We start from the raw sequence: 16,159 nt of genomic DNA on the forward strand, positions 1-16,159 counted from the left end.
CGGCGCTCACCCGGCCACCGCGTAGGCGGCCCGCCGGTCGCCCGGACCGGCGGCCAGGCGGGTGTGCGTGGTCAGCACGTCGTGGTGCGCGAACGCGATCTCCTCGCCGCCGGCCAGCACCAGCCGCAGACCGCGCCGGCTCAGCGTGTACCGCACGTCGGTGAAGCGGGTCAGCGTGTCGTCATGGTGGACGACGATCAGTTCATCGGCACGGAGCATGCCGTCCCCCTTGGAAGTGCGGTGCATGGCGGCAGGGATTACGTGGGCGAACCCGCCGGCGGTTCAATTCGAGCGTGGCAGCCCGCACCGGCCGGCGCCGTCGCCACCTGGCCAGCAGACCGGCGGATAGCCGACAGGTACGGCGTATCTGGGGCCTTCGGCCGATATCGGGCCCGGTCCCATCGAGAGGAGCAGTGTGCCGGAGGACCGACATAGAGTGGCGGTCGTGTCCCGCGTCCCCCCGCGCACCGCGGCGCTGGTCGTCGCCTGCCTGCTGCTGCCTGCCGTCACGGCCGCGTCGTGCGGCGACGAGCCGAGCACGGTCGTCCTCGGTGCGGCCGCCCGCGGCACGGTGGGTGAGATCGTCGAGGCGCCGGGCTCGGTGACCGCCCGGGCCGCGGCCACGGTCAGTGCCCCGGCGGCCGGCACCCTGGACGAACTCCGGGTGGACGCCGGCGACCGGGTCCGCCGCGGGCAGGTGGTCGCGGTCATCGACTCGCCCGCCGTCGAGCAGCGCCTGGACGACGCCGCGGAGGCCCTGGAGCAGGCCGGCACCGGCGGCGGCATCTCCGCGGGCGGTGACTTCACGGCGGTACGGAGCCGCACCGACGCCCGGGCCGACGCCGCGTTCGACGCCGCCCGCGAGGCCGCCGCGCAGGTCGCCGACGAGACGCTGCGCGCCGCGCTGCTCGCCCAGGTCGACGCCGCCCGCGAGCAGTACGCCGCCGCGTCCGCCGCCGCCGGCACCGCGATCCGGTCGGTCCGGCAGGGCGTCGCCGGGCTGTCCCGCGCGGTCGACGCGCTCACCGCCGCCCAACGGGTCCAGGCCCGGCAGGCGTACCAGCTGGCCGACGCGGCCGTGGAAGCACTCACCCTGCGCGCCCCGGTCTCCGGCGTGGTGCAGCTCGGCGGCACCCCGGCGGCCGGCACGCCGTCATTGACCGACCTGATCTCCGCCGGTTCCGGGCCGGCGCCCGGCGCTCCCGGCGGCGGCACCCCGCTGCCCGGCGTGGACGTCGCGGTGCCGGAGGGCGCGGCGGTCGCCGCCGGCACCCCGATCCTCACGGTCGTCGACACCGGCCGGCTGGGTCTCGCCGCCGAGGTGGACGAGACCGACGTGCTGCTGGTCACCAACGGCGGCCGCGCCACCGTCGAGCTGGACGCGGCCACCGGCGCCAGGTACGCGGCCACGGTCCGCGCGGTCGACCTGCTGCCCACCACCTCGGCGCGCGGCGGCGTGTCGTACCGGGTGCGCCTCGACCTGGGCGCCGGCAAGTACGACGACGGCCGCGCCGCACCCGCGCCCCGCCCCGGGATGAGCGCGGTGGTCCGCCTGCAGGTCCGCCAGGCCGTCGACGCGGTCACCGTGCCCGCCTCCGCGGTGATCAGCGCGGACGGCCGGACCACCGTCTGGGCGGTCCGCGGCGGCCGGGCCGAACGGGTCCCGGTGACACTGGGCGTGCAGGGCGAGGACGTCGTGCAGGTCACCACCGGCCTGGCCGACGGGCAGCCGATCGTGGTGTCCGGCGCCGACCAGGTCCGGTCCGGCCAAGAGCTGCCGTGACGGCGCCGCCCGCGATCGTCGCCACCGACGTACGGCGCGTGTACGAGCTGGACGGCGTCTCGGTGGCCGCCCTGCGCGGCGTCTCGCTCACCGTGCAGCCCGGCGACTACCTGGCCATCGTGGGCACCTCCGGCTCCGGCAAGTCGACGCTGATGCACCTGCTCGGCGGCCTGGACCGGCCCACCGGCGGCACCCTGCTGATCGGCGGCCGGGACGTCGCCACGCTCACCCCGGCCGAGATGTCCCGGCTGCGCAACGAGACCATCGGCTTCGTGTTCCAGTCCTTCCACCTGCTGTCCCGCACCACGGCCCGGGACAACGTGGCGCTGCCGCTGGTGTACCGCGGCGTCGGCCGCCGGGAACGCCGGGCGCGGGCCACCGCCATGCTGGAACGCGTCGGCCTCGGGCACCGCGTCGACCACCGGCCCAACCAGATGTCCGGCGGCGAGCAGCAGCGGGTCGCGATCGCCCGGGCCCTGGTCACCGGGCCGTCCGTGCTGCTGGCCGACGAGCCCACCGGCAACCTCGACACCACCACCGGGCAGTCCGTGCTGGCGCTGCTCGAGTCGCTGAACGCCGACGGCGTCGCGGTCGTGCTGGTCACCCACGACCGCGAGGTCGCCGACCGGGCCCGCCGGCAGATCGTCATGCGGGACGGCGTCATCGTCACCACCGCACCACCGCCACCGGTCGACGCGGAGGCGCGGTGAGGCTGGCCGAGGCGTGGCGGGTCGCCGTCGACGCGCTGCGCGCCAACCGGCTGCGCAGCGTGCTCACCATGCTCGGCGTGGTGATCGGGGTGGCCGCCGTGGTCGCCCTGGTCGCCATCGGCACCGGCACCAAGCAGCAGATCGAGCAGCAGGTCGAGGGGCTCGGCTCGAACCTGCTGATCGTGGTGCCCGGCCGGCTGGAGGCGGGCGCGGCGCCGACCGCCTCGACCATGACGCTCGACGACGTGGACGCGGTCACCCGGGTGGTCGGCGACCGGTCCCGCGTCGCGGTCACCATCCAGTCCGGCGAGACCGTCCGCGCCGGCAGCCGGTCCAGCTTCGCCAGCATGCAGGGCGTGCTGGAGACCACGCCGACGGTGTTCGTCCGGCGGCTGGACCGGGGCAGCTACTTCAGCCGGTCCGACGTCAGCACCGGCCGCCGGGTCGCCGTGCTCGGCGCCGCGGTGGCCCGCCAGCTCTTCGGCGAACGCGACCCGATCGGCCGGCAGATCACCGTCGGCGGCGTCCGGTTCCGCGTCACCGGCACGTTCGAGCAGCTCGGGCAGAGCCTCGGCGTGGACCGCGACAGCGAGGTGCACATCCCGGTCACCGCCGCCCAGCGGCTGCTCGGCACCGACCGGATCGACGGCCTGGCCATCCGCGCCCCGGACCGGGAACGCATCGACGCGCTCGGCGCCGCGGTCGTCGCCGCCCTGGCCGAGCGGCACCCGGACACCGACTTCAGCGCGGTCACCCAGGAACAGATCCTCGGCGTCCTCGGCGACATCCTCGGCGTGCTCACCGGTGTGCTCGCCGCCATCGCCGGAATCAGCCTGCTCGTCGGCGGCGTCGGCGTCTCCAACATCATGCTCGTCTCGGTGCGCGAACGGACCCGGGAGATCGGCCTGCGGAAGGCGGTCGGCGCCCGGCCCCGGGACATCGGCGTGCAGTTCCTGCTCGAGGCGGTGCTGCTCACCACGATCGGCGGACTGCTCGGCATGGCGCTGGGCATCAGCGCGGCGCTGCTGGTGGACCGGCTGTCCCCGGTACCGGCCGCGATCACCTGGTGGTCGCTGACGCTCGCGTTCGGCGTCTCCGCCACGGTCGGCATCGTGTTCGGCGTGGTACCGGCCCAGCGCGCGGGCCGGCTGGACCCGGTCGTCGCGCTGCGTACCGAATGACCCGCCCGGCCCTGCCCGCACCCGGGCTGGTGCTGCTCGCCATCGCGTCGGTGCAGCTCGGCAGCGCGGTAGCCCGTACCCTCTTCGACGATCTCGGCGCCGCCGGTGTCACCCTGCTGCGCCTCGCGCTCGCCGCGCTGATCCTCGCCGCCTTCACCCGCCCCCGCCTGCGCGGCTGGTCCGCGGCGGCCTGGCGGGCCGCGGTGCTGCTCGGCCTGGTCATGGCCGGCATGAACCTGACCTTCTACCTGGCCCTGCAGACCGTCCCGCTGGGCACCGCGGTCACCGTCGAGTTCCTCGGCCCGCTGCTGCTCGCGCTGGTGCAGACCCGCCGGTTGCTCGACGCCGGCTGGGCGCTGCTGGCCGGCGCCGGAGTGGCGTTGCTCGGCTTCGACGCGAACGGGTCCGCGCCGCTCGGCGGGCTGCTGCTCGCGCTGGTCGCCGGCCTGTGCTGGGCGGGCTACATCGTGTGCAGCGCCCGGCTGGGCCGGCTCGTCCCCGGCACCGGCGGGCTCGCGGTGGCCCTGGCGGTCGCGGCGCTGGCGGTGCTGCCGTTCGGCGCCACCGGCGCGGCCCAGGTGGTGGACGATCCGTACCTGCTGATCGGCGCGACCGTGGTGGCGCTGCTGTCCTCGGTCTTCTCGTACGGCCTGGAGATCAACGCGTTGCGGCACCTGTCCACCCGCGTGTTCGGCATCCTGATGAGCCTGGAACCGGCCGCCGCCGCGGTGGCCGGCCTGCTGGTCCTGCACCAGCGGCTCGGCCCGCGCGAGGTTGCCGCCCTGCTGCTGGTCAGCGTGGCCAGCGTCGCCGTCACGGTGGGCCGCCGGGAACGCCGGCCGGCCGGAAACCCTCAGGGCGAACCACCCGGGGCCGATCTACGGGTGTGACCCGGAACGAGGGCGCCACGGCGTACCACCTCCGCGACCGCCATGGCGCCTCGCGTTCGGTGGCGTACCTCATGCTGGCCGGCGGCCCGTTCGTCTTCGTGACCGGCGCATTGATGACCCGCGGGCTCGGTGCCTTCGACTACGTCGCGATCAGCCTCACCAGCGCCATGCTGGTCGCCGGCGGGCTGACGTGCTGGCTCCGGCCGAGCGCCCTGCCGGACTCCATCTGGCTGCTCGCGCCGTACCTGGCGACCACCCTGATCACCGGCATCAACCTGGTCACCGAGGACGCCAGCACCGGCGCCCAGCTGTTCTACCTGTGGCCGGTGCTGTACGCGGCCAACTTCGTCAGCCGCCGCTCGGTGATCTACACGCTGATCTACGTGGTGGCCGGCGACGGCGTGGTGGTCTTCTCCCTGCTCGAGACCGACCGGGCCGGCACCGACCTGGCCTCCATCACGCTGGCCATGACGATGACCGCCGTCGTCGTCGTGCCGCTGCGGGAACGCGCCGAGAAGCTGCGCATCCGCCTCGAACGGCAGGCCCTGGCCGACCCGCTGACCGGGCTGGCGAACCGCCGCTCGTTCGACGAGGAACTGCGTGCCGCCGGCGCCTGGGTCCGGCGCGGCGCCCGGTCGATCGCGCTGGTCACCGTGGACGTCGACCACTTCAAGAAGATCAACGACAGCTGGGGGCACGCGATCGGCGACCAGGCGCTGCGGGTGGTCGCCGCCGCGCTGCGCGAGGTCGCCGGGGACGACGACGTGGTCGCGCGGCTGGGCGGCGACGAGTTCGTGATGCTGCTGCGCGCCGACCGCCAGCAGGCACTGCGCACCACCGACGCGCTGCGGGCCGCGATCGCGGCCACCACCGAACTACCCGGCGGCCCGCCCGGCCTGAGCATCGGCGTCGCCGTCCTGCCCGACCACGCCACCACCACCGAGGACCTCCTCGCCGCCTCGGACGGTGCCCTCTACCAGGCGAAGAGCCGCGGCCGGGGCCAGGTCGCGGTCGCCACCCGGCAGAACGTCGACCATCCCGCGGTCACCCCGGCCCGCCGCCCGCCGGATCGGGCCGCCTCGACGAGATGATCTCGCGGCGCAACCGGGGGTACGGACCCCAGCCGTCGCGCAGCACGTGGATGTAGACCGCCTCCAGCGACACCTCGATGCGTTCCGCCAGGTCGGTGTCGTCCGGCCGGCCCAGGCGTACCGCCCGCCCGAAATGGTCCAGGGCCTCCATGTGCCGCCCCTGGTCGAAGCAGCACCGCCCGGCGTTCTCGTGCACCACGCTGCGCAGCACCTCCGGCGCCTCCGAACTCGCCGCCTGCTCGAACAGCCGGTCCGCCTCCGCGAAGTCGCCGCGCAGCCGCAGCACGTGCGCCAGTTCCGCCTGCGAGATCACCAGAGCCTGGGCGTCCCCCGCGGTCTCCGCGTGCGCCAGCGCGAGCCGGCTCGCCGCCGCCGCCATGCCCAGCTCACCGAGCAGCCGGTACACCTCCGCCCGTACGCTCAGCAGCCCCGCCCGGGCGACATGGTCGGTCTCCGCGGCGATCGGCTCGTCCAGCCGCTCACCCAGCTCCCGCAGCGCGTCCCGGTCGTCGACCACCTCCCGCAGCGTGCCGCCGTCCAGCCGCCACCGGATCGCCTCCAGGTCGGCGGCGGAGAGCGGCTTCAGCTCACCGCCCGGCGCCGGGATCTGCTCCGCCGGGGGCGCGGCCGTGGTCGCGCCGGGGGTGACGGCCGGGTGTTCACCGGTGGCGCTCTGGTGGGCCGTGACGGTGGGCTGTTCGCCGGTCGTGGTCCCGGGCCGGGCGATGGCCGGTTGTTCGCCGGTGGCGGTGCCGGCGGTGGCCCGGTGCGGGGTGACGGCCGGTTGTTCGCCGGTGATCGTGCCGAGGCCGTTCACCAGGCCGGTGATGTCGAAGTCGAGCACCAGCCCGTTGTCCGGTTCCGCGGTGGCTTCCGCCGGGGCGGCCGGGTCCATGGTGGCTTCGGCGGCGGTCCGGGTCTCGGTGGCCTTTCCGGAGCCGGACGTGTCCGCGCCGACCGGGGCGGGTGCGGGGGAGACCGGAGCGGACTGCGGCTTGGCGAACCAGCTTCCACCCAGATCGGCGTCGGCGTAGCGGCGCGGGCCGTCCGGACCGGCCGTGGCCAGTCGGGCTACCGGTTTCGGATCGGCCGTGGCCGGCCCGGCTACCGGTTTCGGATCGGCGGAGGGTTGCGGTGCGGTCGCGTTCCGGTCCGGGGCCGCCGTCGCCCGGTCTTGCACCGTCGCCCGGTCCTGCGTCGTCGCGGGGCCTTGCATTGTCGCCGGGCCGTGCGTCGTCGCGGGATTTTGCCTCGTCGCCGGGCTTTGCTGAGGTGCCGTCTGTGCTGGTGCAGTGGCGGACTCGGCCGGCCGTGGCGCCGCCGGCGCTGTGCCGTGCCGCGGAACCGTGGTGGCTGCCGTTTGCCGCGGCGGCGCAGCGACCGGGATCTGCGGCGGTGCCGTCGCGGCCGGGAACGGTGCCGGCACTGCCGAGACGGGCCCGGCCTGTGGCAGTGCGGACGTGGGCCGGATCTGCGGCGACGAAGTGGCGGCCCGGTCCGGTCGTGGCCGGGCCTCCTGCGCTGCCGGGGACAGCGGCGCTGCCGTGGACTGCGGCGCTGCCGGGGACTGCGGCGCTGCCGTGGACTGCGGCGCTGCCGGGGACTGCGGCGCTGCCGTGGACTGCGGCGCGGGCGGGCGGAAAGCCGACGGCTCCGGACCGCCCAGCGGCTCGTCCTGAGCCGGCACGTCCACGATGCGGCACCGGCCACCGTTGATCGGCGTGGGATCGACCCGGGGATGGACGCGCGGCGGCTCGGTCACCGGCGGCACAGCCCGGGCGTCCCGGGGCGCCAGCACCTGCGGACCCCGCCAGGCGTCGACCGGTGGCTGGGCCCCGAGCACCGGGTACCCCTGCGGCGGCGTCGGGACGTCCGCAGCCGGGTTCCCCGCGACCGGACCGGTGACGTCGCCGGCGTGCCGGTGCGCGCCCCGGCGAACCGTGGGCATCCCCTCCGGCGGAGTTCGCCCAGGTCCGGGCGGCCGACCGGCGGACCACGGGGACATCTCGCCCGGCGCGGCCATGGGGTTTCGGGCCGCCGACGAAATCTGGCCCGGCAGCGGAGGACGGTGCACCGGCGACGCCATCGGGGCGCGCGGCGAGGAACCCTGTGCCGGTAGCTGAGGCAGGCCGGGTGCGCGCAGCTCCTCCGGACGCGGCGGCGGAGCCATGGCCGGCGGCGGGGGCGAGGGCGTGGCCGGCGGCGGGGGCGCGGCTTGGCGCGAGGCGGCGGGAGCCTGCCCAGCGAGCTGCGGCACGCCGTGATCCGGTCCGCTGCCGGGCAGTCCCGCAAGGTCCGACGCGGCCGCTGGCCGGCCTGCCGTGCCGGTGTGTTCGGTGGGGTCGGGTCGCTGCGCGGGTGGCCGTCCGGTCATGCCCGACCGGGCTGCCGGCTGTCCCGCGCCGCCCGGCCTGGTTTCCTGACGTCCGGCGGAGGCCGGCCCGCTCTCCTGACGTCCGGCGCCGGTCGGCCCGCTGTGCGACGGCTGGTCGGCACTCCCGCCGACCGGCCGGCGGGCAACGTCGCGCTCGTCGAGCGGCGGGCGCGCACTTCCGTCGGCCGCGGCCGGCCGTGCGGGCTCGGCGGTACCACCGGCCGGGATCGGCGGCGGAGCCGGCGTGACCACCCGAGGCGGCGTAGCGGACGGCGGCGCGTCGACCACCCGCGGAACGGCCGGCGGGTCAGCCTTCTTGATCACCTTCGGCGGGGCCGGCGGCGCCGCCTTGCTGATCACCCGGGGGGTGGTGGGCGGCGCGGCCTTGCTGATCACCCGCGGGCCGTCGCTGGACTCGACCGTCCCACCACGGTGCTCGCCATCGGGAAGCGCACCGGCCCGCTGCCCGCCCACGAAACCCTCAGACCGTCCGTCGCTCCGGAGGTCGTCGGACCATGGGCCGCCTGGAGTCCCGGATGGCCGCTGGTCGCCTCGGGCGTTGTCGGACCACGGGCTGTCCGGGATTCCGTCGGGCTGCTCGTCGCTTCGGGTCCCGTCGGGCCGGGGCCGACCCGAGAGCTCGCCACGCCGATCCTCACCCGAGCGGGCCGCGCGCCGTTCGTCGTCCGGGAACCGCGCCGGCTGGTCGAACTCACCCGGTGCCGTCCGTCCGCGTCCACCCGGCCCGGACGCATCCGGAACGTCGTGGAACGCCGCGGGCACACGGTCCGTACTCCGGCGTGGCGGCCGGTACACCTCGAGCGGATCTTGGTCCACCGGCCGGTCCTCCTGCGGAGGCGCCGGGACCCGTGCCCGTCCGGCGGCGGCCGGTGGCGGTGGGGGAGTCGCGTCGAAGCCGTGCTCGGCCGGTCGCGGTTCCGGATTGGCCGGCCGGCGGCGGCGTCCACCGGGCGGCCGGATCGGGCCTTCCTCGCCGCCGTCATCCCACACGATCGCGGCCCGACCGAGGTCCCGCCGGGCGTCGAAACCGCGCTCACGAGGCTCGGACTCGCCGGACAACCCAGGTTCACCCGTCACCGGCCGCCCGGAGGCAACGCGCCCGTCCGCCGCAGCCCGCCCGGGAGCGCCGGCCCGCCCGGGAGCGCTGCGCCCATCCGTGGCGGCCCGCCCGGAAGCGTTGCGGCCGTCGGTGCCGGCCTGCCCGGGAGCGTTGCGGCCGTCGGTGCCGGCCTGCCCGGGAGCGTTGCGCCCGTCCACCGCGGCGCGGCCCGAGGCGCCCAACTCGTCCGCTGCGGGCCGTCGGTCCTCTGCCGGCCGTCCGTCCACTCCGGGCCGCCCACCAGCGACGCCCCGTCCGTCCGTGACGCCTCGGCGGTCTGTCGTGGCTCGGCCGTCCGCCGAGGCCCGGCCGGTAGCCCGCCGCCCGTCGGACCCGGGCCGGTCGGCCGGGGAGCCTGCGCCCGACCGCCCTCCCGGCGGGGTCAGACCCGCGGGGGTCGCGCGCCCAGGGTCGTCGGCGTTCTTCCGGTCGCGCCGCTTACGCCGCCCCCGGTCCAGGTCGATGACCCCGGCGCCGGTCTCGTCGAGGTCGATGACCACCCCGGCGTCGGGATCCACGTCGATGACGGCGTGCTCGTCGTCGAGATCGGTGAAGGCCACCCGCGGATCCCGATCGCGCTGGAAGACGGCCCGGTCCCGGTCGCGCTGTGCGGCCTCGCGCTCGTCCCAGGGGGGTCCGGCCGGCGCGGCCCGTCCGGCGGCGGGCGGACGAACCGGAACCCGGCCCGGCGGAACCCGGCCCGGCGGAACCCGGCCCGGCGGAACCGGACCCGGAGAAACCCGGCCCGGCGGAACCGGACCCGGACCCGGACCCGGACCCGGGGAAACTCGGCCCGGCGGCACCCGCCCCGGCGGAAGTCGGTCGGGCGCGGGCGGCGGGTCAGCGAGCGGCGCCCGGGCGGAGGCGGCCACGTCGTCCCGGGACCGTCCCGGCCGGGCGTCGCGCTCGGGCCGGCGCGGTGTGGCCCGGCCGGCGCCGCGGGACGGCTGCCGTTCGTCGTACCGATCGCTGCGGACCGGTGCCCGCCGCGGGCCGGCCGCCGGCCGCGTCACCTCGGGTTCCCGGTAGTCCGGCGCGTCGAAGTCGGCGCCGAGTTCCGGCCGGTTGACGTCGACGACGTCGTCGTCGGCGAGTTCGGTCGACAGATCGTGCGGCACGAAGTCCGGATCGTCCAGCCACCCGGGACGTTCGCCGTCGAAGGCCGACTGCATCAGCTTGTCGCGGCTGGCCGAACGCTGATAGCTGTCCCGGCGCTGCCGGCGGGCGGCCAGCTCGTCGTGACCGGACTCGTCGGGCTCGTCGTCCCAGGACGGTGGCCGGGCCGGGCGGCGGTTCTCGGAGCCGGACGGGCGACGGGTGGGCAGCACCGGCTCGACCATGTCCCGACGCGGGGAGTAACGATCCTCGGCGACAGCGGCGTTGTCTGTGTACGACATCGAGGAATAGTCGGAGTACTCCCCGTCCCAGTACTCGTCGTCCTCGAAGCTCATGCCGCAACCACACCGAATGGGCCGGCCGAACCGGTGAAAATGGCGGGTCGGCGGCGCAACACACGGCGGCGGTCGATGATCCGCCGGCGCCGCTGCCGCATATCCCGCCCCCGCTCTCGACGTCGTTGCCGCACCCGTCCGCGCCCCCCAGCGCGGGTGTTCGGGAAGCGTAACCACGGGTTCGGCACCCGCGCCACCACCCGTGGGAGCGCTTCACCCGCCCCGGCGGTGCCGTTGCGGGCGTCGTCCGGCCCGGCCGCCGGACCCGGCGGGACGGGTCGTTCCACAGACAGTACGTACCCGGATGCGATCTGGTTCACCACCACCGGGCAGGACGTACGTCGGATCCCGGAAATTGACGGACGGTAACCATTCCGTCGGAACGCCTGCCATTCTCAACGCCGGTCGGGACAGCGCTTCCCGCTCGGCGGGCCCGACGGAATTAAGCCATTCTTAATGGCCCCCTCAGCATCCCCACGACAATGCCGCCCGGGGTACGTCATTACGTGTCGTGACCAACGCCACCGGCGCGTTCCACGGATCAAGGCCGCCCCGGATGTCACGGTGGAGGAGCGGTCCAGCCGGGGCGGCCCGGCGTGGTGCCGGCCTGGGCTGGACCTGCGAGCCCACCGGCCGGCGGCAGCCGCCCCCGACAGTAAGTCCGCCGACCGGTCCCGGAACGGCGGCGAGGTGCACCTCGCCGCCGTTCACCCTCGATCGCCCGCCCCCACGTTCAGTACCGGCCGTCACCGACGAACGGCCCCACGTTCTCCGGCAACACCATCCCGGCGGCGGCCAGGTCCCGCAGCAACCCGGACAACTCGCCGCGGGTCAGGGCGCCCGGCATGTCCGGCTCCCGGTGCGGGACGTCGAGCGCCTTCGCGGCCTCGATGGCCCGTACCCCGATCGCGGCCTCCACCGCCCACAGCCGATGGGCGCGCATCGCCAGGTGCGCCGACGCACTCAGGTCGCGGTGCAGCCGCAGCAGCCGGCGCAGGTCCGCGGCGAGTTGCTGGATCGGCGGTCCGAACGGCTCGGGTGTCCGGCCGGCCCGCTCCGGCCAGATCTCCGCAAGGAACGCACACCAGCGCGGCGCATACACCACCGCCGCCCCGAGCAGGGTCGGGGTGGCGGCGATTAGGACGAGTTTGCCCACGTCCATGAGGGTCACGGCGCACTCCAGCGGAGGCGGTGCGGTGCGCCTCCACTCCCGACGATCCGCGTGACCGGGAACACCGTCAAGGCCACTTTGTGCGACATCTGACATCGATCATCGGGTACGCCTACCGGTCACGCGCGGCCCGGTGGCCTGCCGCCTTCCGGTGCGCGGCAACCGGGTGTTCACACCACGACCGCGCGCCGACCCGAGTCCGGCCCACCCTGCGCGAGTCCTCCACCCACCGGTGTGGGTAACGTGGCCGAGGTTGCGGTAAGGAGGTAGATGTGAGCCGATATGTCCGGGTCGTCGCCGCCACGGCACTGGCCGCCCTGCTGGCCGCATGCAGCGACCAGCCACGCCCCCAAGCATCCGCCCCGAACCCGGCCGCCTCCGCCCAGCCGCCCGGCGCGGGCGCGCGGTCGAATCCGGCACCGTCCGGCCCCGCACGATCCGGCCAACCGGCCGCACCGGCCCCGCCCGGCGGCGCACCCGCGCCGGGCCGCCCGGCCCAACTGCCGCTGGGCGGCACGAAGCTGTTCCCGGCCTACCGCGTGGTCGCCTACTACGGCACTGCCGGCACCAGCGTGCTCGGCGTGCTCGGCGAGGGCACGCCGGACCGGATGCTGCCCAAGCTGCGCGCGGCGGCCCGCGGCTTCGCCGGCGACCGCAAGGTTCAGGTCGCCTACGAGCTCATCGCGACCGTCGCGCAGGCCAAGCCGGGCAGCGACGGCGACTACAGCCAGATGATCGAAGAGGCCAAGATCCAGCGGTACGTCGACCAGGCGCGCCGCAACAAGGTGCTGGTGATCCTGGATCTGCAGCCGGGGCGGGGGAGTTTCCTGCCGCAGGCCCGGCGGCTGGAGCGGTTCCTGGTGCAGCCGCACGTCGGGCTGGCGCTGGATCCGGAGTGGCGGATGCCGCCGGGCAAGGTGCCGGGGCGCACCATCGGCCGGGTCAGTGCCGCCGAGGTCAACAGCGTCTCGGAGTACGTGTCGGGGCTGGTCGCCCGGCACCGGCTGCCGGAGAAGCTGTTCGTGCTGCACCAGTTCCGCTCGTCCATGATCCCGGACGTCGGCAAGGTCCAGAAGCGACCGGGCCTCGCCATGGTGCAGCACATCGACGGCTTCGGCACCCGCTCGGAGAAGGACGCCACCTGGAAGCGGTTGCGCCGGCCGCGGCAGTTCCACATGGGATACAAGCTGTTCTACGACGAGGACATCAAGCGGTACCGGGCGCGGGACGTCCTGAAGTTCAAGCCGGTGCCGGATCTGGTCAGCTTCCAGTGAGCCGGTTCGACCCGAGGATCCGGGTGATCGTCACCTCGATCACGACGCGCTGCGGGTTGGGCCGGGGCACGCGGTAGCGCTCGGCGTACCGTCGTTCCGCCTCGGCCACCGCGGCCGGGTCGTCGCGGATCACCGCGAGCCCTTCCACCGTGCTCCACCGGGCGCCGTCCACCTGGCAGATCGCCACCCGTCCGTCGCCGGCCCGCACGTGCCGCACCTTCGCCGAGGTGCCCGAGCTGATCACCCGGGCCAGCCCGGACTCCGGGTCCAGGGTGGCGCCGACCGCGACCACGTGCGGTGAGCCGTCGGCGCGCAGCGTGGTGAGCGTGCACAGGTGCCGTTCCACCCAGAACTCCCGCAGCGCCGCGGACTCCAGGGAGAGCCGCCCGCTCACGCTGGGCTGCCTTTCGCGTGCGCTCCTGGCCCTTGCTTCGCTGCGGTGCAGTCGCTCACGCTGGCTCCGCGGGGAGCACGCCGCGCCGGACCGCGTCCACCAGCCGGGCGTGGTCGCTCTCCACCTGGTCGGCGTACGCCCGGGCGAACCGGCACAGCGCCTCGTCGAGCTTGCCGCTGTTGCCCGCGTACCCGGCGATCATCGATGCTCCGCTGGTCCGGGCGTGGCTCTTGGCCAGCAGGTATCCGCAGATGCCGGCGTAGTCGGCCAGCGCTCCCGCGCTCATGTCCTCCACCAGGATGGCGCCCTTCATGTCGCGGAACTGTCGCACGTAGAACTGCAGGTCGCCGACCGTGGTCCAGCCGAGCAACGGGTCGCTGACGGTCTGCAGGGCGTGCTGGTACTCGACCACCCGCTGGCCCTGGTGCCGGTGCCAGGCCGAGTCGCCGTGCAGGTGCGGTGCGATCACCGAGCGGCGGGCCTGCTTGAGTTGCAGGAACACCACGTCGTCGGGGCTGCTGCCCTCGCACAGCGCGACGTAGGCGCGCAGTCCGACCGAACCCACGCCCACCACCTTGTGTGCGATGTCGACGATCCGGTACCCGGCCAGGATGCGGGCCCAGTGCGGTGGCAGCGTGCTGAGGTATCCGTCCAGCGCCTCGGCGAGTTGCTCGGCGTCGGCCGGGCTGGGCCGGGTGATCAGCGGCGGTTCCTCGATCAACCGGACCGACCCGTCGCGCTGCTCGGTGAACCGGGGCAGTGCCCGGTCGCTGGTGCGGCGGCGGGCCCGGCGGGCGGCGCGGTCGATCTCCTCGCGGAAACTGGCGCGGCTGGTGGCGGCGCGCAACCGGTCCACGTCCAGCCGGTCGAACGAGCGGGCCAGCAGCGGTTGCGCGGCGAGGTGGCCGATCTGCTCGCGGTACTCCTCGACGCAGTGCACGACGGCGTCGCCGCAGGCGGTCTCCCGGAAGCCGTTCTGCCGGCCCGCCACGTACACGCTGACCACCAGCCGGCGCAGGTCCCACTCCCACGGGCCGGGATGCGCCTCGTCGAAGTCGTTGAGGTCGAAGACCAGTTCCCGTTCCGGGGAGGCGTAGAAGCCGAAGTTGCCCAGGTGGGCGTCGCCGCAGATGACCGGCGTGATGCCGGTGGCCGGCAGACCGGCGAAGTCGTCCGCCATGACGCCGGCCGAGCCGCGCAGGAACGCGTACGGCGAGGCGGCCATCCGGCCCACCCGCACGGGTACGAGTTCCGGCACCCGCCCGGTGTGCGCGTCGGTGATCTGGCGTACCGGGTCGGCCCGGTCCGGTGGCGGCGACCAGGCGGCCAGGTCCGACCGGTGGGCGCGTTCGCGCAGCGAGCGGCCCAGTTCGTAGCGTTCGGCGCGCGGCGGGGCGGGCCGGCGCAGCGAGGCGAAGCGGTCGTCGCCGCGGGCGCCGACGCCGATGAGGCCGCGGGTGCTCGGTGCGTTCATCACCGCCGAGCCTACGTGCCGGACACGCTGATCTGCGCGCGGATGTTGACGCCGCCGCTGTTATCGCTAACATCAGGGGGTCGGGTTGCGGGGCCGGTCGACGCTAGTCTCTCCTCGAGGCCGAACACGAGGACGAGGTGCGTGAGTGGACATCAGGGGGTCCCGCAGCCCGGCGATGACGGACGTCGCGCGGCTCGCCGGTGTGTCGCACCAGACCGTGTCGAGAGTGCTCAACGGGCACCCGAACGTCAAGGAGCAGACCCGCCTGCGGGTGCGCGCCGCCATCGCGGAACTGGGCTACCGCCCCAACCGGGCGGCCCGGGCGCTGGTCACCGGCCGTTCCCAGCTGATCGGCATCGTCGCGCTCAACAGCACGCTGTACGGCCCCTCCTCGCTGCTCGCCGCGTTCGAGCAGGCGGCCGCGGAGGCGGGCTTCGCGGTGAGCGTGGGCAGCGTGGGCCGGCTCGACCGGGAGTCGATCGCCGGTGCCGTGGACCGGCACCTGGACCAGCGGGTCGCCGGCCTGGTGGTGATCGCGCCGGTGGCGTCGGCCGGCGAGGCGCTCGAGGAGATCGCGACCGGGGTGCCGCTGGTGACCATCGACGGTGATCCGCGGCGGGCGCACGCGCTGGTGACCGTCGATCAGGTGGCCGGGGCCCGGGCCGCGACCCGGCACCTGCTGCAGGCGGGACACCGTACGGTGTGGCACGTCTCCGGCCCGGCCGACTGGTACGACGCGGCCGGCCGGATCGAGGGCTGGCGCCAGGCGCTGGAGGAGGCGGGTGCCGAGGTGCCACCGCTGCTGCCGGCCGACTGGTCCGCCGCCGCCGGGTACGCCGCCGGTCAGATGCTGGCTCGGATGCCGGAGGTCACGGCGGTCTTCACGGCCAACGACCACCTCGCCCTCGGCCTGCTGCGCGCGCTCAGTGAACGCGGCCGCCGGGTGCCGCACGACCTGAGCGTGGTGGGCTTCGACGACGTACCCGAGGCGGCCTTCTTCATCCCGCCGCTGACCACCGTCCGGCCGGCCTTCGACGCGGTGGCCCAGGCGGGCCTTGATCTGCTGCTCGCCCAGATGGTCGACACGGCCGACCCGGACAACCGCATCGTCATCGCTCCGTCGCTGGTCAAGCGCGAAAGTGTGGCGCCGCCCCGATAGTCCGGACGGCCGGGTGGACCAGCCGTTTCGGCTACGTGTCGGCAATGTTGCCGCCAGCCGTTGACACTTCAAATGTTAGCGATAACA

12 protein-coding genes are annotated in these 16,159 nt (G+C 75.0%); 7 read left to right on the plus strand and 5 right to left on the minus strand.

The features are described 5' to 3' along the window. Positions 1–6 precede the first annotated feature (6 nt). A complete protein-coding gene (locus tag LDL48_RS04305; RefSeq protein ID WP_225253660.1) occupies positions 7–219 on the minus strand; it encodes a hypothetical protein in 213 nt (70 codons plus the stop codon). A 226-nt stretch (positions 220–445) separates the two neighbouring features. Between LDL48_RS04305 and LDL48_RS04310 the strand changes: the two genes are divergently transcribed. The 5 genes from LDL48_RS04310 to LDL48_RS04330 are packed head-to-tail and all read left to right on the plus strand — an operon-like array spanning position 446 to position 5,655. Continuing rightward, positions 446–1,783, plus strand: a complete 1,338-nt coding sequence (locus tag LDL48_RS04310; protein ID WP_225253661.1) for an efflux RND transporter periplasmic adaptor subunit — start codon at positions 446–448, stop codon at positions 1,781–1,783. Then, positions 1,780–2,493 (plus strand): ABC transporter ATP-binding protein, encoded by a 714-nt coding sequence (locus tag LDL48_RS04315; protein ID WP_225253662.1) that lies wholly within the window; start codon positions 1,780–1,782, stop codon positions 2,491–2,493. Before LDL48_RS04310 ends, LDL48_RS04315 begins: the two co-directional genes overlap by 4 nt. Continuing rightward, positions 2,490–3,674, plus strand: a complete 1,185-nt coding sequence (locus LDL48_RS04320; protein WP_225253663.1) for an ABC transporter permease — start codon at positions 2,490–2,492, stop codon at positions 3,672–3,674. Before LDL48_RS04315 ends, LDL48_RS04320 begins: the two co-directional genes overlap by 4 nt. After that, a complete protein-coding gene (locus LDL48_RS04325) occupies positions 3,671–4,564 on the plus strand; it encodes an EamA family transporter (protein WP_225253664.1) in 894 nt (297 codons plus the stop codon). Before LDL48_RS04320 ends, LDL48_RS04325 begins: the two co-directional genes overlap by 4 nt. Further along, entirely contained in the window at positions 4,561–5,655 is a 1,095-nt protein-coding gene (locus LDL48_RS04330) for a GGDEF domain-containing protein (RefSeq protein WP_225253665.1), read from the plus strand. Before LDL48_RS04325 ends, LDL48_RS04330 begins: the two co-directional genes overlap by 4 nt. Here LDL48_RS04330 and LDL48_RS44185 read toward each other — a convergent pair. Together LDL48_RS44185 and LDL48_RS04340 are read right to left on the minus strand one after the other, a co-directional pair. Then, the gene (locus tag LDL48_RS44185; protein WP_272492995.1) at positions 5,609–10,600 is read right to left on the minus strand and encodes a hypothetical protein; all 4,992 of its coding nucleotides are present in this window, start codon (positions 10,598–10,600) and stop codon (positions 5,609–5,611) included. The two genes, LDL48_RS04330 and LDL48_RS44185, sit on opposite strands and share 47 nt — an antisense overlap. A 733-nt stretch (positions 10,601–11,333) precedes the next feature. Beyond that, positions 11,334–11,762: a hypothetical protein gene (locus LDL48_RS04340; RefSeq protein ID WP_225253768.1), complete on the minus strand. Its 429-nt coding sequence runs from the start codon at positions 11,760–11,762 to the stop codon at positions 11,334–11,336. Between the two features lie 281 nt (positions 11,763–12,043). Between LDL48_RS04340 and LDL48_RS04345 the strand changes: the two genes are divergently transcribed. Continuing rightward, complete coding sequence (locus LDL48_RS04345) at positions 12,044–13,045, plus strand: hypothetical protein (protein ID WP_225253666.1); 1,002 nt, start codon at positions 12,044–12,046, stop codon at positions 13,043–13,045. Here the strand turns inward: LDL48_RS04345 and LDL48_RS04350 are convergent. Continuing rightward, positions 13,032–13,439: a PPOX class F420-dependent oxidoreductase gene (locus LDL48_RS04350; protein WP_225253667.1), complete on the minus strand. Its 408-nt coding sequence runs from the start codon at positions 13,437–13,439 to the stop codon at positions 13,032–13,034. The genes LDL48_RS04345 and LDL48_RS04350 overlap by 14 nt on opposite strands. Before the next feature lie 55 nt (positions 13,440–13,494). Then, the gene (locus LDL48_RS04355) at positions 13,495–14,913 is read right to left on the minus strand and encodes a DUF2252 domain-containing protein (protein WP_225253668.1); all 1,419 of its coding nucleotides are present in this window, start codon (positions 14,911–14,913) and stop codon (positions 13,495–13,497) included. Between the two features lie 175 nt (positions 14,914–15,088). On the opposite strand from LDL48_RS04355, the gene LDL48_RS04360 reads away from it, so the two are divergent. Next, complete coding sequence (locus LDL48_RS04360) at positions 15,089–16,072, plus strand: LacI family DNA-binding transcriptional regulator (RefSeq protein WP_225253769.1); 984 nt, start codon at positions 15,089–15,091, stop codon at positions 16,070–16,072. The last annotated feature ends 87 nt before the right edge of the window (positions 16,073–16,159 follow it).

Source organism: Jidongwangia harbinensis (assembly GCF_020216025.1).
In the GTDB taxonomy this organism is placed as follows: Bacteria; Actinomycetota; Actinomycetes; order Mycobacteriales; family Micromonosporaceae; genus Actinoplanes; species Actinoplanes harbinensis.